This is a genomic window from Paraburkholderia fungorum, from assembly GCF_003610895.1.
Lineage (GTDB): Bacteria > Pseudomonadota > Gammaproteobacteria > Burkholderiales > Burkholderiaceae > Paraburkholderia > Paraburkholderia fungorum_B.
The window spans coordinates 51,065-71,151 of the sequence record NZ_MCAS01000037.1 but is presented as its reverse complement, the minus strand read 5'-3'; the positions used below and the strand labels follow the sequence as shown (position 1 = coordinate 71,151).

The following is a 20,087-nucleotide window of genomic DNA, read 5'->3' as shown; positions in this document are numbered from 1 at the left end:
GTAAGGGGCTCGTCCCGGCCGTCCTAGGCGGTTACTGCGATACACAGCAAAGTGATGTCCATCATTTTCGATTTGATGGACACCACTTTGTCAGAGTCTCCAGAGAAGAAGCCGGGTAGTCGAGCAGGCCGTCCGAATTACCCACGAGAGCTTCGGGACCGGCTGGCGGCGGCAGCGTGCGAGCCGGGCGTCTCGGTCGCGAGACTGGCCCGCGAGAATGGCATCAACGCGAACATGCTGTACACCTGGCGGCGGCGATATCTTGCCGAGCAGCAAGCTCCGTCTACCAGCCTCCTCCCGGTCGTACTGCTGAGTGACGCGCCGACGCAGGTCGTTGCGTCATCTTCGGGCGTTCCGCAAGCGCCAGAGATGAAGCCGGCGTCTCCTGGGGGTACGATCGAGATCCGCATCGGCCGTGCGGTGGTTAAGGTAGACGGCCTGGTCGACGCTGACATGCTGCGTACCGTGCTGGGCAGTCTGCGATCATGATCTCTCTGCCGGTTGGTACGCGCATCTGGATCGCTGCGGGCGTGACCGACATGCGGTGTGGGTTCCAGGGGCTGGCCGCAAAGGTACAAACGGCGCTTGAAGAGAATCCACTGGGCGGCAACGTCTTCATCTTCCGGGGCCGCCGAGGCGACCTCGTAAAAATCCTCTGGGCAACGGAGGACGGAATCTGGCTTCTCGCGAAGCGGCTTGAGCGGGGCCGTTTTATCTGGCCCCAGGCCGACGGCGGGAAGGTCCATCTGAGTTCAGCACAACTGTCGATGCTTCTCGAGGGCATCGATTGGCGACAACCCCGTCGCACCGCCGCGTTATCGATGTTGTAAACCGCGCGGCAGACCCGTAAACTACGGCGTATGTCGAACGGCGCCGATCTTCCAGACGATGTCGAATTGTTGAAGGCCTTGCTGGTCGAGGCCCGTAGTCTGCTTGCTGAACGCGATGTCGAGATCGAGCAGCTTAAGGCGCAGATCGACAAACTTCGGCGCATGCAGTTCGGCCGCAAGTCCGAACAGTTGCAGCGGCAGATCGAGACCCTCGAGACCCAACTCGAGGATCTGGCCGCCGGCCGGGGCGTTGCAGACGTGGAGCGTGCGCAAGCTCGAGGCGCAAACGCTTCCTCCTCCAATGCAACGACGGACGAAGCGGCTTCGAGACAAGCGCTACCTGCGCACCTCTCGCGCGAGGATCATGTGCTTGAGCCCGAATCGAGTTGCCCGCACTGCGGTCAACAGATGCAGGTGCTCGGCGAGGACGTGTCCGAGCAACTCGCCCGGGTCGCAGCGGCGTTCAAAGTCGTTCGCACGATCCGGCGCAAATTCGTTTGCTCATGCTGCAGCACCATCAGGCAGCCGCCGATGCCCGGCCTTCCGATCGAGCGGAGCATCGCCCATCCAAGCTTGCTGGCGGACATCCTCGTTTCGAAATACGCAGACCATCAGCCGTTATATCGGCAATCGGCGATCGCGGCGCGCGACGGCGTGACACTCGACCGGGCCAGCATGGGTCGCTGGGTCGGCCAATGCGAAGCGTTGTGCGCGCCGCTGATTGAGGCGCTGCGCCGCTATACGGTGTCGGCCGCCAAGCTGCATGCGGACGACACGCCAATCCCGGTGCTCTCGCCGGGCAACAGGAAGACCCGCACCGGTCGGCTATGGGTCTATGTGCGCGACGATCGTCGCTCGGGGTCGACGCAACCCGCTGCGGTATGGTTCGCATACTCGCCGAACAGGCAAGGCATCCACCCTCAGACTCATCTCGCCGGCTTCAGGGGGACCCTGCAGGCGGACGCTTACGCGGGCTTCGATGAGCTGTTCCTGGGTGGCTCCGTACTTGAAGCGGCATGTCATGCTCACGCGAGGAGAAAGTTCTACGACATCCACGTGCGCACGCCGTCCGACACGACGCAAAAGGCACTTGAATACATTGGCGCGCTATACGACATCGAGGCCTCCATTCGCGGCAAGCCTGCGGCCGAACGGCTACGAATACGGCAGGAGAAAGCCAGGCCACTGCTTCAAATCTATGAAGCGTGGCTCAAGGCCAAGCTCGAAACGTTGTCGTCGAAGTCCGACACTGCCAAGGCGATCAACTACTCGCTTAACCAGTGGCGCGCCCTGACGCTATATTGCGAAGACGGTACGCTCGAGATCGACAATAACATCGCGGAAAACGCGTTGCGTTGTGTAAGCCTGGGCCGGAAAAACTTTTTATTCGCCGGCTCCGACAGCGGTGGTGAACGGGCAGCCGCGATGTACGCGCTAATCGGCACCTGCGCACTGAACGACATCGATCCGCGCGCCTATCTGGACCACGTGCTAACTCACATCGCAGATCACAAAATCAATCGCATCGACGAGCTTCTACCGTGGCACGTGGCCGACAAGCTGCAGCCGCCAGCCAGTCCGCCGACACCCGCTATCTGACAGTGCAAGTCCGGATCACCATCATGCCTCACGTGCACGCGCGTGGACGAACGGCATGCGTGAGCCGCTTACCGATACTTGGCCGGCTGCGGACCTTTCGGCTGACCCTTGGTAGAGGTCGCACCAACTGCCTTGGAGGCCTTCTTCACCGCAGCCTTCGCCTTGCTCACAACACCTGCGTTCGTCGCAGCAGTTGCTTCAGCGCCCCCTGCAATCAGGAATTTGCTTCGGTCTTTGGCGCCAGCCAACCACGCCGGAGCGCGCCCACGACCGCTCCATGTGGCGCCAGATTTGGGGTCCTGATACATCGCTGGCTGCGGACCGCGGACATAGTTGCCAGCAGTCTCCGTTTTGTTGACAAAACCCGGTTTCGTTGTCGCCGTACTTCCCTCAACCAAGTATTTGTCTCGGTTCTTCGCGGCGGCAATCCAACCTGGTGCCCGGCCGTGTCCGGTCCAGGTTGCACCGCTCTTCGGGTCGCGATACTTGGCCGCAGCAACACTGCCTTTGCTTGTGGTCTTAACAACAACTGTCTTCGCGGCGCTCCGCTTGCCGTCAGAGTGCGCGTCAATGTCGGCAGTGGTCAGGCCGTGCTTTGCCATCAACTCGCGAATCTTTTCGATGACGCCCGACGATTGCTTTGCAATCAGCGCATCCGCTTGGGCCTGCAGTTTCTTCATCTTCGCCTGGACTGCTTCCAAAGTTGTTGCCATCAGGTGACCTCCATATGTTTGTGGCCGCAATATGCCACGGCCGAGCGGAAGAAGGCTAGAGCATTATTTGTGCGATGGAAGACTGCTGGTAGTCCGCTGCGGAAGAGCCGCCCTCGACGTCGTGGCGTCCCCTACCGAGTGGTTTGAGTGTCGACTAATCGGTCGGAATGTTCTCTATAGCGGGCTGCGCGGTGGCTACGTTTGTGATGTCACGTTGAACGGTGCGCGAACGGATTGATGGGTTGGACCTTCGTGCGGTCCTTAACGCGCTCAAGTATCTGGCATGTGCCCCAATCGGTAACCAGCGATTCAAGCCCGCGAACTACATTCGATTCCATAGCCTGCACGCCAGCATCACCGTTGAAGTTGGCATTGAACGCGGAGTGAAATCGATACTGGAAGAAGCTAGAGACTTCCTGGATGCGCTCCTGGGTATTGGAGTCCGTGTAAATCACGGATTCAGGAGAGAACGGGTCATAGTAAATGACGTATCGGTATTCCGTATTTACCGCAACGCGGGGCTCATCGCTGATGAGCAACGAGCCGACCAACTGGATAGACCCTTTCATTCCCTTAGGGGTTTTGAATACCCAGATGCGCTTTGGCAATCGCTCCACAAGTTGCACGATTTTCGAATTGTTGGAGCCAAAGTAGCCGACTTCACCGTTCTTGAGATTTCGCTCAAGTTTTTGCCAGTAGTAAAAAATATCCATTTATATCTGTCTGCCGATGCCTGATTCGACCACGGCTTTTTGGTCAATGTGGCTGAGTCGCTGAACCGTTGGCAGCGGAATGAGCCGTGGGGCCTACTTTGTTGAAAAGACGACAGCCGCCAAATCGCCAACCTGCGTGAAGCTTCGGACGAAACGATAGACCTGACCGTCAACCTGCACCGTGTTCGCTCCCGACGAAGTCGATTCAAGGATTCCGTTTGCCGCTGGGATTGTAATCGTACCAATCTGCTTCAGGTCTTCCCGCGAACCCTCTGGGTCGCCCAGATACAAAGTGCAAGCGTCAGCGGTGTGCCGCATCATCAGAATGCTTGTGACCTTATCAAGCGACCTCTCCGGATATACGGCAAGCGAGCGCAGCGATTCCGGAACGTGTTCCGGGCTACCTGCTAACTCGATGTTGTCCATCATTTTTAGCTCCGGTGGCATAGGGGCGTGTAAGCGGAGCATCAGTGCCCACGCCATCAAAGACGAACAAAGAATCGCTGTCTTTCGGGGTTAGTCTCCAAACGGGTTGCCGGTGTCTTTCGCTTCGGTATTGAGGTTGTATTCGGCACGCATGGCCTTGAGCACACCCTCGATGTCACGCTCGAAGCCGACAGCGTTGCCAAAATGGGTCATGGTCCAGTTGCAGCCTGTCTTGTCAGCCTCTTGCACCTGCGGCCGCGGCACACGAATCTTCACGCCATCCTCGACGATTTCCTGCAGGCGATGGATTCGCCGATTGACCTCCCGCTAAAGCTGCGAGGCATTGAGCGTCTTGCGTATCATCCACGTCTCCTTCCGGTTGCTCAAACCAGTCTAGCGCAGCCGAGGCATTCCGCGCTGAAACGGACGAGCCAGCCGGTCTTGTCAATCTGGCTGCAACAGTGTTTTCTGGAATCGCACATCGACTGCAGCCTTTCTCGACAGGATACTTCGAATGTCCGAATCATCTGGTGGCAGGGCGCGTCGGCGAGACGACGCGAGACGGCTACGAGGCTGCAATTTCGAAGGGGAAACCGAAATGGATGAGCAAAAGCGCCAAAGTATGATTGCGTACCTACGCCGCAAGATGGCTAAGGTTGGCATCAAGGTGGGCGACGTCGCGGCGGCAATTTCTGAAGAAAGAGCGCGTCAAAAATCGGCACGATACCGCAGTGCTTTCGGCGACACCTGGGATGGCAAGGGCGATATGCCCCATTGGCTGAGGCAAGCCACGAGCGCTGGGCAGTCACTGTCGCACTTTGCCGTTGGGAAATCATCAACGTTGGGTAGCCGCAGAAGTCCGGAAATTGACTGGAGTCGGGACCCGTTCGTTGGCACGCGACTGGCGACAGTTCGGCCGTCGTAAGCGCCATGTAATCGCTGTTTCATACTCGTCGTATGGCTACGTGACCTCGTACGCAACATCTCTCGCGGTCGTGTTCCCGCTTCGACCAATCGACCGTTACCAAGCAGCGCAGCTTCACGACCGGCTCGGTGGCGATTCTGTTGAGCGTGTCGTCGGCTGGCCCGCGCACGACGGCCTGGGTAACACGCTCTGTACGCAGCACATCACCTTATGCGGCAAAAAAGTGGTGCACCACCTGCCAACCCAAGGAGAGAGCCGCCACGCAGGCCACGATGGCAAACGCAATCCGGTTCTGCTGAGCAGTCTTTGCTTGCTGGGCACGTAAACTCGCAACGGCAGTTTCCAGTACGTTCTGTTTTGTTTCTACCTGACTTGCCACCAATGCTGCCTGTGTGGCGACCACATCGTGAGCCGCCAATGCGGTCGACGTTGCCTGAATGTGCGTTTGCAACTCGGCAGTCACATCTGAACGAAAGGCTTCCGAGTTAGTCGCCAGTTGCCCCAAGGCGTCCTGAACCCGGGTGCTCCATGTATGTGTGGTTTCGTTTTGGCGTTGCTCAAAATCCTGTTGAGATGAACGAAGCTCGACGAGCACCCCACTAACAAGCTCGTCGCATTGCGCCACCACGCCCTGCACATCATTTTTGAGAGCAGAACGCAGTGCCTCATTGGCTGCGTCAATCTTGCTCTCTGCCTGCTCAACCCTAGTGACGCATCCAATCAGCTTGACAGCCTGTTCTGTCGTGACACCCTTTGCCTCCATCAACCCCTGGTTGGCGGCATTTAACCCCTTTTGTGTCTCTGCAAGCTGGACCTGTTGCTCAAGGATTTTTTCGTTCTGCAGCTTCAACTGATTTGCTTGTTCTTCCAACAGACTCTGTTGTTTTAGCAGGACTGTCTGCTGGTCACTCAGTACCTTTGAAATGGCGGTATTTACAACAAGAAGTTGTGCGGACCTTTGCGTCAACCGGCCCATAGCCTGGTTGAGGTCGAGCTGAGCGCCTGCAACCTTCTCATCTCGGTCGTTCCACATGTTGGAAAAGAAGTTTCCGTCCTTCTTTTCCTGACGAAGCCGCGCCAGCCGGCCGCTTTCATCCTTGACCGACTTTGTCTCAGCAACCATGCCATCAATCAATTCCCGGATGTTGCTATCCCGGAAAATCTGCTCGGGAATGGATATAGCCGAGAAAGCTTGGACAACCTGCTGTTCGTGCGTACTCTGATTCATTTTTCTGAGGCTAGTTGGTCTTAAAAAATTCGTCGATTGAGGTCTGGCTCTCGTTGACGAAAGCAATCATATTCGTACTTTTTCGAATCTGTTCACGTGTCTCGGCAATAGAGTGCCCAAGAATAGCAAGTGAATTCGCACTGGTCCTTCCTGCTGCGCCCAGTGTGTCACCAATGTTTTGATAGATGCTCACAGACTCGGCAAAGCTCTCGACATTACTGAATGAATTTTCCGCCAGCGTGGTCAATTCGTTGGCAAACGTTCCTTGGTGTTTCGCGTCGGCGATGATTTCATCGAGAAGCTTCTCGTTCAGTGAATGCCGATACCGGTCGAACATACAATCAATCTGATAAGACAAGAAAGCCGTCATCAAACCGGTGAGAATCCCCATAACAGCAGGTGCCACGACGTCCGCGATAACCTTAAGGAACGGCACACTTGCCATGAACGTCGCGACCGACTCGGCCAGAACGATGCCCACAGAACTAATGACGACAGCAGTCAGAATCTTTAGGCCCTCTTGCAACGCTTCGTCACCGGTGAGGTGCTTGGGAGGAAACAGAATCATCTTGAAAGCGCGAAACAAGCCAATCAATCCTTCTCGGATGGCGGTAACGAAGCGCTTGCCCGTCGACAAGAAACTGTTGAGCACAAAAGTCAGCAAGTTGCTCATGAAACCACTGACGCCGCCGTGGAACAGCTGTGCTGCAGCATCGGGGATTTTCTTTGCCACCGATTGAATCGCCTTGAACAGCCGGTCACGAATCTCTTCAAAGAGTGATTTTCCTGCCTCGATGCCATGCTTGATGAGAGTTTTGATTTCGTTGAACAGACCGTTGACCAGTTCAGTCAGAAGCACACCCATTGCTTGCCGAAGGCCCATTTTCAGCGCCTGACTTCCTCCGGTGTGAAGAATCTCAGCGGTCTGCTTCTTTAATACCGCTCGGTCCACGGTGCTATCCAAATGTTTTTTGGCCGTCTGAGACTTCTCGGTCATCAACTTTTCGTCAATCTCAAACTTCTCGGCATTGGTCGTACCATCAGCTCTTTCACGAGCGGCCCACTCTTCTAAGTCGTGGTCACTTTTGGAGCCGTTCAGTGGCTGATTCGTCAGGGCGAGGTTCTTGTCATCGTTGACCGCCGCCCTCATACGACTAGGGTCTACTTTCAGTTCACCAGTTTGCTCGTCTCGATTCACATCTCCGAGACCGAGATGTGCCTTTTTATTACTGTGGAACTCGCCAACGGAACCCACATGGTCCAGCTCGGCGCGAACGACGCGACCATCCCTCAGTTCAATGGTCCCATCGGCCGAGACCGCTTGTCCGCTGTATTCATCCTTGCCGCGTGCAATTTTTTCGGTACGCTTCTGCTCCCAAGTTCTTCCGCCTGCGGCCTTTGCAGCTCCGTCGGTCTTGATTTCATATTCAGACCGAACATCCACGTTGTACTCTCTACGCGAGTTTGCGTGAAGCGCCTTGTCCGACTCGGTCGCAACAAAATCATCGTCAGTTCGCTCGAAATTACGCAGCGTCGTGACGTTGCCACCGTTCTTGTCCTCGAACATCGCTGTCGACAGGCCAAACGGTCCAATAATTTGAGAGAGAACCTCACGTTGGCAGTCAGCAAAGAGCTTTTGCAGACGTTGCTCACGAAGCTCCAAAATACTTTGTTCCATTTACGCGCCCCGCCTTAGCCTAATTTGCTGTCAACGAATTTCGTGAACCAACTATCGAAATCAGGTGCGACCAGCTTTCTATCTGGAAAATCGTGGAAAACTTCGATAACTTGCCCGAGTCGCCCGGCTGAAGCGGGCGCCATGTCGAGACACAGGAAGTCCCCGCCTCCGTTAGTAGCAAAGGGAATCCACGACCGCGACCACCAGACCGGCTGAATTCCCTCATTCGGCTTAGCCTTCATATCGTCAAAGTCGCCACCCTCCACCAAATCGTTCCATGCCTCCCAACTGAGCACGACGTTTCGGACGGACAGAAACTCCTTTCCATCGAACAACCACTTCGCTTTTCCTTGTTGCCCTGCATGTACTTTGAGGCACTCAAGGTAGCCCGACGGCAATCCGTAGCCGAGCTTTCGCTTCATCTCCTCTATTTCCGTAGTCGTGGCGGGCGGATTTAACTCGGCTAATGTCTTTGCTTCGTTCACAAGCAGCCAAGCTTCAAGGCGTTTCCAGTCTTGTGTCATCAGCTTTTCTACCTCGAGAATATGTACTGAATATCGACAATTGCACAGACTACTTGAGGCCCTCCCTACGCCTCTGCCTTAGTCCTCAGCGCCCACCCTTGCGAGCAATTGAACCTTTACCTGCTCAAACTCTTCTTCTGTGAGGGCACCAGTTTTAAAAAGGTCGTATGTGCGCTTAATTTCTTCGGCCCAGTCCAGACCACCTTCTACCTTTGCCGGCACGACATCCGGTGTTGCCACGCTCACCGTTCCCGGCTCAGGCGAGCGCGTCTGCTGTTGCTGGCTCGGCTCGAAGAAGTGCACAACCCTTAACAGCTGCTTCAGCACTGCATACGCCATGAATCCAAGAATCAGGAAAACAATCAGCTTACCCATAGCCTCCCCTGTTATCGGGACTTGGAACTGCTCACTGCGATTCAGCAGTGACTACCCACGGGGCATAATAGTCAGCGCTACGACAAAATGTGTCGCAGCGCGTCCGGCTCCCCCCCTTCGGCATCATCTCCGCCAACGTCCTCGAGCGCGACACCCCAGACTTTGTTGCCAAAGCCAAGTAGCCAGCGATGCAGCTGCACCGTCTCCACGACGACGGCGGTCACTTCCAGCCTGTCGGCAAAGGCAACGACTGTTTGGTCAGTCGTCAGGGGCGACTCAAGCAGTTGAAGGCCGGTCTCCGGGTCGATGCAGAAACTCAAACGAACTCGCTTCCCGCTGCCGAACCCAAACTTGCCGTCAGCCTCGTACTGCTCCAGGTTGAACTCAGTCGGCCGTTCGAAAGTGCGTGTGGTGACGTTGGCCGCGATGATGCGATGCAAAGCCAAAATGCGTTCGTCAGCGTACCCCTTGTAGCGACACACGAGGTAAAGCCGGACGCTTTGTTGCGCCAGGCCAAGTGGCATCACTTCAGCGGACCTCGACTTGCCCGCTGCATTCCGATACTCAACCTCGAGCCAGAGATTGGCGTAGAGCGCATTGCTTACGGCATCGAACACGCCGTCTGCGATTTTTGGCGGCAGGGTTGGCTGCGTCGGGCTGACGACGCGAACCTTCTTCAACCATTGCTGACTGGGTTTTTCTGCAGCGGCGGGGCCGAAGTTCCTTCTGGCCTGCTCGAAAAAACCATCCATGGATTTCATGACGCCAGCGGGCAGCAGATGATTCAGATGCTCTTCTGCCAACAGCAGTAACAACGATTCCTGCTCACTGAGCACGGGCAGGGACAGGCCGCCCGATTGGGCCTTCCAACAATATCCGTAAGGCTTGCTCCGGTCATCGCATTCAATGTCGAAATGCTCGCAGAGCACCTCCAACTGGCGTTGGATGGTTCGCAGGTCCCGGTCATGCCCGGCGTGCAGAAGCTGTTCATGGAGTTCCGAGGCCGTAATTTTCCGATTTCTCGGAACGCGTCGTAGCAACTCCAGCGCGAGGATGGTTGTATTAAGGGTATCGGAACGTTTGGGCATAGTTTGTCTCTCAGCTAGCGAAGGTGCACGCAAAGAGAGCCGTCTAGTTGCAGTTCGTATTGACTGTGTTACCCAAACTCGTCGACGTACAGTGGACGCTCGGGCTCGTCAAATGAACTGTCTGTGGTTGCCGAGCGTTTACCGCCTGCATATAGTTCGCCCAAGCATTGATGCTGTTGGCGAACTGCTGGTTGGCAAGCTGCTGAGCCTGTAACTGACGCGCCTGGTCCTGTAACATTCGTGCCTCCTGATACTGCCGACCCGCAGTGACTGCCTCTTTGCCAATCGCATACCGGCGCTGCGCGAATTCCCCATATGTGAGCTTCTGCTGATAGAGGCTGACCACAAGCTCACTGACTTTCGCTTCGGCCTCGAGGCCGAAAGCCATCTCCTGTTTGATGAACGACTCATCGAGCGGGGTTGCATTCGGTGCCATCGGATTGACAGCACGCTCGCGCTCCATGCAGGCGTCACGGAGCGTCGCTCATTTCGCAATCAAAGGGCGGTCAGCTGCAGTGGGAAACGAGTCGAGCGACGCATACTGGAACGGCGGCGGGGAGTCGAACTTGCGCTCAAATTGGATTTTGTCGCGCAGAGGGTCCAAGTCATGCACGGCCATATCGGCTTCACACTGCTTGTGCACGGCCTCGAACTGCGCAGATATTGCGTCGTTTTGAGCCTTCGCGGAGTCTGCCGCTTCTTTGCGGTGCAGGTTACCGCCCCCGTTCGCATATCCCCTTGTCCCCGGCAAGCAGTCCGCCCATGCGATACCTATCGCACAGTCAGCGGGATGGTTGGCGAACCCCGGTCCAACGCTGCTGCATGCGGCGAGCACCGCTACGGCCATGGATATACCGGCAAGTTTCTTGTTCACTTCATAAAGCCCTATAAGCCCGCGGGTCTGTTGCTCTCTTCAGCGTCTATGTCCGCGAGGTTCTCATTATCATTCGACGATTTTACTACTGGACACCCGCTCAGCCCTGTTTCACCCGTTGCGTGCCTGCGAAGAGTTGGCCGGACTATGAAGCGCCTATGAGCCATCCGCTACTCGACAATCGCTGCGCGGTCTATCAGCCACATGTGGTGAATCTCCAGCAGGTCCCCCTCGTTTTCAAAGTATGCATGCGCGACAACTCTCGCCCCATCGTCGTCAATCCCGAAAATCGCTTGCGCGCTTTCAACCCGCACGGTGCGGCCTGGCGCTTCCTGCCAAGCCTTATACGTCTTTGTGTACTGCTCAGAATATCTACACCAACCGTCGTCTTCGCGTATAAAGCAGCCGAATACGCGACCGCTTTTCGTTTGCTTAAGTTCATCCAGATTTTCTCGGGTGACTTCGAAGAACTTTGCGGTCCCGGTGACGCGTGCCAAATGAACGTCGTCTAGTCGTGCGGCTAAACGCAGCCTACTGTGTGTGGCTTTAGGTATTGAAGGAAGTCCGTCGTAGTCAGGCCAAAGTCCAGTAGAGCCCAATAAGTCAGAAGCAGTTTGATTTTCGCAACGATGTCGCTAACCTTTGTATAGTCTCCCTCTTTCAACCCGGGGTCGTCGCCGTGGGCGATTGCGTCACGAATTTTCTTGATTTGATGAAAATCGGTGGCTGACAGTGCAATGATTTTCACGACGTCGGAGTCTGTTTCCTTTATGGCGAGCTCGTACTTCTCGGCGAAGGCGAATGGTGTACTGGCGAAAGCACGGCTGGCTAGTTCGACCAGCTTGTCGAGTTGGACCTCGTCGACCGAGGGCATAGACTTACCTGCCAAGAGCCGGAATTCCGCGAGTTTCGTCGCAGCAGGAGGCACTGGGGCAGGCTTCGTAGCGCCTTTCGAACGAATTGAAACGTATTTGTCGAGAAGAGTGACATACCCGAGCGCCTCATACTCCCAGAAGCCCTCATACTGCTGCATTCCAGCCACGCGAACCCAACAGACTTTCCGATATTGCGACCGGTAATAATGGTCAAAAATGGTTTGCCAACGGTCATCGAGTTGTGACTTCTGGATGAAGAAATTCGTCCAGAATCCAGAGTCCTCTAAGTTCCTTTCAGGACGCGCGGATGTCACAAAATGCACCTTGCATTGATGTCCATCCCCATATGGGATGCGAACATGGCTGATAGTCGTCGGGTACGCGACAAGAATGGAAAGAAGACAAGAAAGCTCATGCGTCTTACTTTTCAGGTCTTGGAGACAAAACTTTTTGCCTCCCGTCGCGAAGCTGAAGTCGACGTGCTCGTGAATCTCACGTTTCTCGCCTGATGTCCGAATGCTTCCCCGATATGCGCTCGTTAGAGTGAAGCGCTCGTCGTCCGTCACCACTGATACTGAAATCGGTTTTGAGATATTCGTCCAAGTGAGCTGGTCACCGACGCTCCCGTTGATGCGTTGCCAACGTAAGAACCACTCCGAGATTTCATGAAATCGGACCGTAATCTGGTCGAATTCCGGCGTGCCTATGTCAGCCTCGAATACATAATCTGCGTATAGTACAGACCCAGACAATTGGCATTTACAGAGCGTGTAACTCTGCCCAGTCTCTGTGTGCAAGATGATTTGCTCAATTCGTTCGCCCTCGGACAGAATGCGCGGAGCCCCGTTCTTGAAGTTCAAGCGTGCCCAGTGGCCACCGCCAAATGACAGAACGCCCTCGTGACTCTCCCCACTTTCTTCGAGGTGGAACGTCCCAGTATGTGTTTGTTCTTCGGGGTATGAACCAGTCGTTTTCATTGTTTCAACCTAGATTCCTGGTGCAGAAGTAGACCACTCGCTACTGATTGATAACACGTCTAAAACAAGTCTGCGACCTGCGACGGACGTGTCCGTCCAGACTGTGTAACCTGACAACACCTGCTCGACCTGTGCCGAACGATGTTCGCGGCGATGATTCGCAGAGCTGCGAAAAGCCAACTTCCCCATCCTCACGCTCGCGCGCAACATAGGTTCGGTCTAACGACTTGCTGCCGGCACAACTGCTTCCCTGCAGCTTCGGTCTCGTGACTCCGCGACACGACTCTCCTTGACTTCCTCCGCAAAAACACTATCACTGACCTGTGCTGCAACCGGACATGTCAAATGCCTTCCGGACGGAGTCGACGAGCAAGTCCATCTGTGCCTGTCCGTGCCGCGCAGTACATCCGCATGTCGACGGACCATCAGGAATATTCCCCCGTGTTCCAGAGACAGGCTATTGCAGCCTATGCGCTTGCCCATCACATCCGCATTGTCAGTGTGTACGAAGACGCCGGCATAAGTGGCTTGACATTGCGAGAGCGTCCGGCGCTCATTCAGTTGCTATTGGACGTTGGTAGCCCGAAGCGCAAATTCACCACGGTGCTAGTGTACGACGTCAGCCGGTGGGGAAGATTTCAGGACGTTGACGAAGCCGCATTCTATGAATATTCCTGCCGGCGTGCGGGGGTCGATGTTGTATATGTTGCCGAACCTTTCGAGAACGACGCAAGCCCGGCGACGTCGGTTCTAAAGGCGCTGAAGCGGGCGATGGCCGCAGAGTTCAGTCGCGAGATGTCCCGCAAGGTTTTCCTGGGGCACTGCCTCAATGTTGAGCGCGGTTTTCATACGGGCGGTCCTCCCGGCTACGGATTACACCGCGTCCTTCTCGACTCAGACCGTCACATTCGGCACTCCCTCGACAGGTACGAATACAAGAGTGTTCAAACTGACCGTGTCATCATCGCGCCAGCGCCCGGAGGCGAAGCAGCGTTAGTTAGAAAAGTCTTCGAGTGGTACGCAACGCAGCCAATTTCCGCGACCGCAATAGCGCGGCGTCTCAATGACTTCGGGATTGCTAATGGCTTCGGGCGACCGTGGCAAGGCCAAAACATCCTGAGCATCCTCCGCAACGAAGCGTACATTGGCACCAACGTCTACAGCCGGACCACTTCAAAATTGGCCAGCCCATGGAAGCGGGTTCCAGAGCAGGACTGGATTCGCGTTCCAGGCGCGTTCGAGGCTGTGGTCGACAAACGCGTCTTCACCGCCGTTCAGCAGAAAATGGAACGAGCCCGGCGTAGGCCCACGAGAGACGAGATTGCCGACGGTCTGCGCAAAGTCATCAAACGAGCCGGCAAACTCAGCCAGGCGATGCTAAGGCATTACCGTAGCGCGCCGTCCGTCGAGCAGGTAATGCATGAGTTTGGAAGCCTGAACGATGCATACAGGGCAATAGGCTATGCGCCGAATCTGGACCCCGCCCGCTCGGAAAACCGCTCTGTCGAGCGCCGCATGGAAAAGCGGGTCGCTGATGTAACCATCGATGTTTTGCAAAGTCTGGGCCACGAGGTGCGATATGAAAAGCACACGGATGCGATGTGTATCGACGGCTCGTTGAGATTGAAGCTTGCTGTTCGCAGCCCTTGGCTTATTGGCGGTCACATGCCTTACTGGGTCGCGCGCTGGCCTGATTGCTTCCCTATAGATTTTCTTATATACGGCCGAATAGAGCGCGCGAGTTCGGAACTGCTCGACTTCCACATCTTCCCGCGTGGAAGTCTCGCTCCCGGGGCATACACGGTAGTCCACCGGCACGGCCAGGCACATTTCAAAGCCTATGTGCATCCGAATCTGACACCCTTGCTTGACCTCGTTGAGAGCGTCCCCCTTGAAGTATTGGTGAGCACGACATCCTGTGGGAGATTCTCTTGATGCGCCCACTTCGACCAGGCACCACCTCCTCTGGAATTAATCCAAACCCGCACGGGGAGAACGGTGAATCAAAGCCAGCAGAGCTCCAACTTGAACGTCGTCGTGCCGGCAGAAAAACGACACCAGAGGAAAAGGCCAAAGACGTTCTCAAGCTGGAACGTGCGCGGCAGCGGACTGTCATCAGACATATGCAGGCCACGCACGGCGAGATAGCTCTGACGACAAAGGTCCTGCTGGAGCTGCTGTCGGACCCGGCCTTCGTTGCGCTGTTACGCGACGAGGGGTTTACCTCGATGCCGAAGCTCCTTCGTCAAAGGCTCATGGAGCGACGCTGATGACGCAAGCCCGACCTGCTAGGTTCATACACCGCACAAACGCGGCCCAAGCCGAGTGTGAGAGACCGCCAGAGATTTGTGCCGAAGCGTTCGCCCTGGTCGTCAGGCAAACGCTTCCGAAACGGACAGTTGCAGCGCTCGCAAGGATGACGCCGGCGCGCCAGGTTGCAACTGCCCGGACGATGGTCGCAGTAGACAACCTCAGCGGAGATTTCGCTCGAGCCCTACTGGCGGCGACGCCATCAAGTGAGAGGGCCGATGATGCGCGGGGCCGACAGTCACACCCGGATTGCGCAGGCCGACTGGCCAGGATGGAACAGGGGCTCGTTCAGATACAACTCGAAGCGGCAGAGCTGCGCTCCCACTACTACGACGACCTGTTTCACCTGGCACTTGCAGCCAGTTACGTGCGAGGCTGGATGCGGAACGAAGTGGTTACAGCCTGGCTCTACTCGCACCACCAGGAGTTCGCCATTGTGCTCGACCGCCTGGCGAAGACGGCAGACTTTGCAATCGAGGCAGGGCGCCCAATGCGGCTTCCTTACTCCCCAGCTGCTAGCCCCGCAATATCGCGCAAAGGCAAATCAGGTAGACGTCCACCGGCAGGCATCCAGACCCGTTAAGACCACCGCGTACCAACAAGGTAGGTCAAGCAGTGCTGGTAGATGTTCCGCGCTGTTTCCGAACGGAAGTCCAACCTCAAGTTCTCACAAAACAGCGTGGTAACCATCTGCCGCGAAAAGACGGGCAATGGTGCCGTCTCTAGTTGTCGGGCCAGTTCCAGGGCGCGACTCGACAGCATGACTCGCTGCATAACGTCAGCGCCACCACCGTTAGTGTTTAACCACAAGATTGTGGACTCCACGACGTGGCCATGCGAAAGCCAGTCACCCGTCAGTTGCTTCGCCAGTAGGTGCGACGAAACGAGATAGGCCAGTAGTTCGGCTCGCGCCCGTAGGTCAAGGTTAAGGGGATTCGTCACGCTTTAACGCAATCAGTGGACTCATGGTGATGATACAGCGGTCATGGCCAGCGGCAGCCGCCCCGGTGGTGACTGGTTCGTGCAGCGGCAAAGAACAACGAGTCTTGTTCGCCCGGTGCCGACCAGTGCGGCCAAAGGAACGCAACCTGCATGTCATGGGTTTGACGTGCAGAATTATGAAATCACGTTCTCGTTCTTTTCTCCTGTCGCAGGCTACCAACCTTCCAGCCAGGTGCAACTTCATGTCTGTAACCACATACGCGACAGGCGCATTGGGGCATGACCGGCACGCGAATTTTCTTTTAGCGTTCTCATGGGGCACTGGTGGGTCTTGCGGTTGAGACCCTAACTCAACGTTGGAGCACCGGCATTTATCTTCCTTGACTTGGGCCACCACAGGCCTATCACTAATTACCACGCAAGACGGGAGACGGGAATGCCGCAAGCGGATGGACTATTAACCTCCCTTGCTGGCAGGCTCGCGGCGCAGTATGTGCGGATGTCTACGGACTACCAGCAGTACTCAACCGAGAACCAGAAGCTGGCCATCGCTGAGTTCGCCGCAATACAGGGAATATCCATCATCGCCACCTACGAGGATTCAGGAAAAAGCGGTGTGACACTTAAAGGCAGGCCTGCTCTGCTTCAGCTACTTCAGGATGCACAGGCTCCTACTCATGCCTTCAGCCTGGTGCTTGTGTACGACGTCAGCCGTTGGGGCCGCTTTCAGGACACCGATGAGAGTGCACACTACGAATACCTGTGCCGGCAGGCCGGCGTACAGGTTGTGTATTGCGCAGAAATCTTCTCGTACGACGGCGGCGCTGTGGCTACCTTGATGAAAACGCTCAAGCGCGCGATGGCCGGAGAATACAGTCGTGAGTTGTCCCGCAAGGTTTTCATGGGCCAATACAAACTTGCTGAGCGAGGTTTCTGGCAAGGTGCGGCTCCGGGATATGGCCTGCAACGCGTACTGGTCGACTCCGATGGGAATGTCAAAGGTCCTCTGCACCATCGGGAGCACAAAAGCATCCAGACAGACAGAGTTATCGTGATGCCCGGTGACGAGCACGAAGTGGCGCTTGTTCGCCGCATCTACGATTGGTACGTTTGTCAGGGCGTGGGGTGCAGGCGTATTGCGGACCGGCTAAACACATTCGGAATCTGCAATGCTTACGGTCGTCCGTGGAATCCACAGAACATCACCGGAATTCTGAGCGGTGAAAAGTATGCGGGGACCAATGTCTACGCCAGGACATCCAAGAAACTCAATGCGAACTGGCATAGGAATCCCCCTTCCGAGTGGGCTCGTTCAGAAGGTGCATTTCCCCCACTCGTGGACCGCGCGGTGTTCGACGCTGCTGAGAGAATCCGGACGAATCGGACACAGAACCTCAGTGACGACGAGATTCTGAAAAGACTGAGCAACTTCGTACGCTCCGCTGATGTAGTAAGCGCCAAGGAAATCGACAAGGTCCAGACACTGCCAGCAGGAAAGACTTATTCCGTACGATTCGGCTGCATCAAGAACGCGTACGCACTAGTCGGATACGAGCCACGCCATCAGTTGGGCGGCGCTGAAGTCTATCGGGCTGCACGAGCGGCCCAGCGGGAATGCATTGGAAAGATTACCGCGGCCCTGACGGTTCTCGGCCATCGCGTGGAAATTTCCGCGGACGAAACTACCATTCGGGTAGACGATGAACTGGTCATCAGATTCACCGTTCGTCCGATTCTTCATTACGACCGCCGTGGCCCACGCTGGCGAGTTCGCTGGCCAACCTACGCGTCGCCTGACCTTCTCGTCGTACTGAGGTTGGACTCCGCGTTTGAAACTCCAATCGATTTTTATATTTTCCCGCGGGGCAGTCTGGTGCCCGGTTACGATTTCTCGCTGTCCATCCGCAACGGCAGTAGCGAACCTTTCGACATGTTCCGGTTCCCGGACGAGAGGATTCTGCTTGAACTGACGGCGCGGAATCGCATGGAGGCATTCGATGGAAGCCAATCCCCTCATTCCAATCGCAGATGTCAAGATTCATCAGATTCGAGTGCTCAATCCCCGGACCCGCAGCAGGCGTCAGAAGCAGGCACTTATCGATAGCATTGCGGCGGTGGGACTAAAGAAACCGATAACCGTAAGCCGTCGGGCGGGCTCCGACGATACGGCTGTGTTTGACCTGGTCTGCGGCCAGGGACGACTCGAAGCGGTGCAGGCTCTCGGTCATGACACCATCCCCGCACATGTTGTCGACAGTGCCGAGGACGAGTGTCTCGTCATGAGCCTCGTCGAAAATATCGCGAGGCGAAATCATTCCACAATGGAGTTACTCAGGGACATTCAGAGCCTCAGGACAGCCGGGTACACGGACAGCCTCATTGCAGAGAAAGTAGGCTTGTCTGTTGCTTATCTGGAAAGCCTGATGTTTCTCCTCGACCGCGGGGAAGAGCGGCTTATAACAGCCGTCGAGGCCGGAAGCATCCCCATAGCTATCGCCATGCAAATCGCTCGGGCCGATGACACAGAGGTGCAATCTGCACTGGTTGATGCTTACGAAGATGGTACTTTGAAAGGGCGACAGCTTACGGTAGTCCGTAAGCTGCTTGAACGCCGCGGCCGGTCAGGAGGCAAGTTGCTACCTGTTTTTAAGGGCCCCAGCGCTCCGCGGCCCCGTGAACTGGCTCCCGAGCAGCTACGTCGTCTGTATATGCGGGAAAGTGACCGGCAAAGAGTGCTTGCAAAGAAAGTCGAGGTTACCCACGCGCAGTTGCTGTTCATTGTTCATGCCCTGCGTCAGCTGATGCGCGAAGAAGGTTTCATCGGCCTTCTTGAACGGGAGGGGCTCGCAACACTTCCTCGCGTGCTCGACCAGCGTATAAGGGCGGAGGCACAACCATGGTCCAGTTAACAGGGCAGCCCCTCAGGGCCGCATTTGAGCGCCAGCCGATAATGCTTCAACTGGATGCGTTGGTTTCATCACGGCCCCTGCCGCACAATGTCATATCGAGCAGGAAGTTCCTGCAGATTCTGGCTTCCATCGCCGCCGTTGGTCTTGTCGAACCAGTATTTGTGGCGCGCATTGCAGATGACGAAGGCAGGTTCCGGATTCTCGATGGTCGTTTACGAGTGGAAGCTGTTCGTCGCCTCAATTCCACAGAGGTCTTGTGTCTTGTCGCGACTGATGACGAGGCGTACACGTACAACAAGCATATAGGCCGGCTGACATCGGCGCAGGACGCACGCATGATTGCCAAAGCAATCGAACGTGGCGTTGCACGGGAGCGGATTGCCACGGTACTGGGCATCGACATCAACACTGTGAAGCGCCGGGCGGAACTGCTGGACGGAATATCCGGCGAGGCCGCGACCCTGCTCGCAGACAAAGCCTGTCCGGCGACGACCTTCAATGCCCTGAAACGAATGAAGCCGTTACGGCAGTTACAGGCGGTGGAGCTTATGTGCGGGCAGGGAAATTTCACTTCAGCTTTCGCACGCGCCATCGTGGCTGCGACACCGCCAGAGCAACTTGAACAGAGTTCCGGTACCCGAAGAAAGTCGGAAAACGAGGTGATGACACAGCTCGCCAAACTCGAACGCGAACTGGCCACGCTTCAGGACACGGTGGCTCAAACCGATGAGAGATACGGTATAGAGCACCTGCATCTCGCGGTATCAGCTGCGTATGTGGCAACGCTTGTGAACAATGAGCATGTGTCTTGCTGGCTGAACGAGCGGCATCCCGACTTCGCAGCGCAGTTCGAGGCTATTAGCAAGGACACGCGCGATGCCCGCTCCGTGTCTAACTCAAGCGGCCCGAGGTCCAAGAGTTTCCGGCGCGTCGGTGGAAATACTGCTCAACCACCTCGCTAAACCGGATTGCGCCTGAGTTGAAGCTTCTTCAAACGCAGCGGCGTGCAGTCGCTGCGGTGCATCGCGCCCAGCATGCAGTTCAACCTTGGCGCCGATGGTGCCAGCGGCCTCAATTATGTCGAGAAGCGCTGCCATTGCG

23 protein-coding genes are annotated in these 20,087 nt (G+C 56.2%); 11 read left to right on the top strand and 12 right to left on the bottom strand.

Features of this window, described 5'->3' with window-relative positions; all coding sequences use genetic code 11:
- Positions 1-54 precede the first annotated feature (54 nt).
- Genes tnpA through tnpC form a run of 3 tightly spaced genes read left to right on the top strand, consistent with a single transcriptional unit; the run spans position 55 to position 2,429 of the window.
- Positions 55-489: an IS66-like element accessory protein TnpA gene (gene tnpA, locus BCY88_RS29290; RefSeq protein WP_183081312.1), complete on the top strand. Its 435-nt coding sequence runs from the start codon at positions 55-57 to the stop codon at positions 487-489.
- Positions 486-830: an IS66 family insertion sequence element accessory protein TnpB gene (gene tnpB / locus BCY88_RS29285; protein ID WP_120343768.1), complete on the top strand. Its 345-nt coding sequence runs from the start codon at positions 486-488 to the stop codon at positions 828-830. Before tnpA ends, tnpB begins: the two co-directional genes overlap by 4 nt.
- A gap of 30 nt (positions 831-860) precedes the next feature.
- Positions 861-2,429, top strand: coding sequence for an IS66 family transposase (tnpC, locus tag BCY88_RS29280; RefSeq protein WP_120343769.1), 1,569 nt, complete (start codon positions 861-863; stop codon positions 2,427-2,429).
- Between the two features lie 68 nt (positions 2,430-2,497).
- Here the strand turns inward: tnpC and BCY88_RS29275 are convergent, their stop codons facing one another.
- The 4 genes from BCY88_RS29275 to BCY88_RS29260 all read right to left on the bottom strand — a co-directional run bounded on the left by BCY88_RS29275 (position 2,498) and on the right by BCY88_RS29260 (position 4,590).
- Positions 2,498-3,142, bottom strand: a complete 645-nt coding sequence (locus BCY88_RS29275) for an H-NS family nucleoid-associated regulatory protein (RefSeq protein WP_120347649.1) — start codon at positions 3,140-3,142, stop codon at positions 2,498-2,500.
- Between the two features lie 209 nt (positions 3,143-3,351).
- A complete protein-coding gene (locus BCY88_RS29270) occupies positions 3,352-3,855 on the bottom strand; it encodes a hypothetical protein (RefSeq protein ID WP_120347648.1) in 504 nt (167 codons plus the stop codon).
- 93 nt (positions 3,856-3,948) lie between these two features.
- The gene (locus BCY88_RS29265; protein ID WP_120347658.1) at positions 3,949-4,284 is read right to left on the bottom strand and encodes a hypothetical protein; all 336 of its coding nucleotides are present in this window, start codon (positions 4,282-4,284) and stop codon (positions 3,949-3,951) included.
- Between the two features lie 87 nt (positions 4,285-4,371).
- Positions 4,372-4,590, bottom strand: coding sequence for a hypothetical protein (locus BCY88_RS29260; RefSeq protein WP_259461546.1), 219 nt, complete (start codon positions 4,588-4,590; stop codon positions 4,372-4,374).
- A 289-nt stretch (positions 4,591-4,879) separates the two neighbouring features.
- Here BCY88_RS29260 and BCY88_RS29255 point away from each other — a divergent pair, with 289 nt between their 5' ends.
- Positions 4,880-5,206, top strand: a complete 327-nt coding sequence (locus tag BCY88_RS29255) for an H-NS family nucleoid-associated regulatory protein (RefSeq protein WP_120347647.1) — start codon at positions 4,880-4,882, stop codon at positions 5,204-5,206.
- Positions 5,207-5,414: 208 nt separating this feature from the next.
- Here BCY88_RS29255 and BCY88_RS29250 read toward each other — a convergent pair whose 3' ends face one another.
- From BCY88_RS29250 to BCY88_RS29220, 7 genes are all read right to left on the bottom strand, one after another.
- Complete coding sequence (locus BCY88_RS29250) at positions 5,415-6,434, bottom strand: hypothetical protein (protein WP_120347646.1); 1,020 nt, start codon at positions 6,432-6,434, stop codon at positions 5,415-5,417.
- A gap of 10 nt (positions 6,435-6,444) precedes the next feature.
- On the bottom strand, positions 6,445-8,112 hold the full coding sequence (locus BCY88_RS29245; RefSeq protein ID WP_120347645.1) for an AI-2E family transporter: 1,668 nt from the start codon (positions 8,110-8,112) through the stop codon (positions 6,445-6,447).
- A gap of 14 nt (positions 8,113-8,126) precedes the next feature.
- The gene (locus tag BCY88_RS29240; RefSeq protein WP_120347644.1) at positions 8,127-8,636 is read right to left on the bottom strand and encodes an SMI1/KNR4 family protein; all 510 of its coding nucleotides are present in this window, start codon (positions 8,634-8,636) and stop codon (positions 8,127-8,129) included.
- Between the two features lie 78 nt (positions 8,637-8,714).
- On the bottom strand, positions 8,715-9,011 hold the full coding sequence (locus tag BCY88_RS29235; RefSeq protein WP_120347643.1) for a hypothetical protein: 297 nt from the start codon (positions 9,009-9,011) through the stop codon (positions 8,715-8,717).
- A gap of 77 nt (positions 9,012-9,088) precedes the next feature.
- Positions 9,089-10,099 carry a helix-turn-helix transcriptional regulator gene (locus BCY88_RS29230; RefSeq protein WP_120347642.1) on the bottom strand — a complete coding sequence of 337 codons (1,011 nt, stop codon included), beginning with the start codon at positions 10,097-10,099 and terminating at the stop codon, positions 9,089-9,091.
- Positions 10,100-10,142: 43 nt separating this feature from the next.
- Positions 10,143-10,562, bottom strand: coding sequence for a hypothetical protein (locus tag BCY88_RS29225; RefSeq protein WP_120347641.1), 420 nt, complete (start codon positions 10,560-10,562; stop codon positions 10,143-10,145).
- 21 nt (positions 10,563-10,583) lie between these two features.
- On the bottom strand, positions 10,584-10,973 hold the full coding sequence (locus BCY88_RS29220; protein WP_147408570.1) for a hypothetical protein: 390 nt from the start codon (positions 10,971-10,973) through the stop codon (positions 10,584-10,586).
- Between the two features lie 158 nt (positions 10,974-11,131).
- Here BCY88_RS29220 and BCY88_RS39635 point away from each other — a divergent pair, with 158 nt between their 5' ends.
- A complete protein-coding gene (locus tag BCY88_RS39635; RefSeq protein ID WP_147408569.1) occupies positions 11,132-11,485 on the top strand; it encodes a hypothetical protein in 354 nt (117 codons plus the stop codon).
- A gap of 8 nt (positions 11,486-11,493) precedes the next feature.
- Here the strand turns inward: BCY88_RS39635 and BCY88_RS29210 are convergent, their stop codons facing one another.
- Positions 11,494-12,825, bottom strand: coding sequence for an ApeA N-terminal domain 1-containing protein (locus tag BCY88_RS29210; RefSeq protein WP_120347638.1), 1,332 nt, complete (start codon positions 12,823-12,825; stop codon positions 11,494-11,496).
- Between the two features lie 345 nt (positions 12,826-13,170).
- Here BCY88_RS29210 and BCY88_RS29205 point away from each other — a divergent pair, with 345 nt between their 5' ends.
- From BCY88_RS29205 to BCY88_RS29180, 6 genes are all read left to right on the top strand, one after another.
- The gene (locus tag BCY88_RS29205; RefSeq protein ID WP_259461545.1) at positions 13,171-14,760 is read left to right on the top strand and encodes a recombinase family protein; all 1,590 of its coding nucleotides are present in this window, start codon (positions 13,171-13,173) and stop codon (positions 14,758-14,760) included.
- Positions 14,757-15,095 (top strand): hypothetical protein, encoded by a 339-nt coding sequence (locus BCY88_RS39630; protein WP_147408568.1) that lies wholly within the window; start codon positions 14,757-14,759, stop codon positions 15,093-15,095. The genes BCY88_RS29205 and BCY88_RS39630 overlap by 4 nt, the downstream gene beginning before the upstream one ends.
- Complete coding sequence (locus BCY88_RS40815; RefSeq protein ID WP_120347637.1) at positions 15,095-15,718, top strand: plasmid partitioning protein RepB C-terminal domain-containing protein; 624 nt, start codon at positions 15,095-15,097, stop codon at positions 15,716-15,718. Before BCY88_RS39630 ends, BCY88_RS40815 begins: the two co-directional genes overlap by 1 nt.
- A 795-nt stretch (positions 15,719-16,513) precedes the next feature.
- Positions 16,514-18,181 carry a recombinase family protein gene (locus BCY88_RS29190; RefSeq protein ID WP_120347635.1) on the top strand — a complete coding sequence of 556 codons (1,668 nt, stop codon included), beginning with the start codon at positions 16,514-16,516 and terminating at the stop codon, positions 18,179-18,181.
- Complete coding sequence (locus BCY88_RS29185; RefSeq protein ID WP_120347634.1) at positions 18,075-18,986, top strand: plasmid partitioning protein RepB C-terminal domain-containing protein; 912 nt, start codon at positions 18,075-18,077, stop codon at positions 18,984-18,986. The genes BCY88_RS29190 and BCY88_RS29185 overlap by 107 nt, the downstream gene beginning before the upstream one ends.
- Positions 18,974-19,948: a plasmid partitioning protein RepB C-terminal domain-containing protein gene (locus tag BCY88_RS29180; RefSeq protein WP_120347633.1), complete on the top strand. Its 975-nt coding sequence runs from the start codon at positions 18,974-18,976 to the stop codon at positions 19,946-19,948. The genes BCY88_RS29185 and BCY88_RS29180 overlap by 13 nt, the downstream gene beginning before the upstream one ends.
- Positions 19,949-20,087 lie beyond the last annotated feature (139 nt).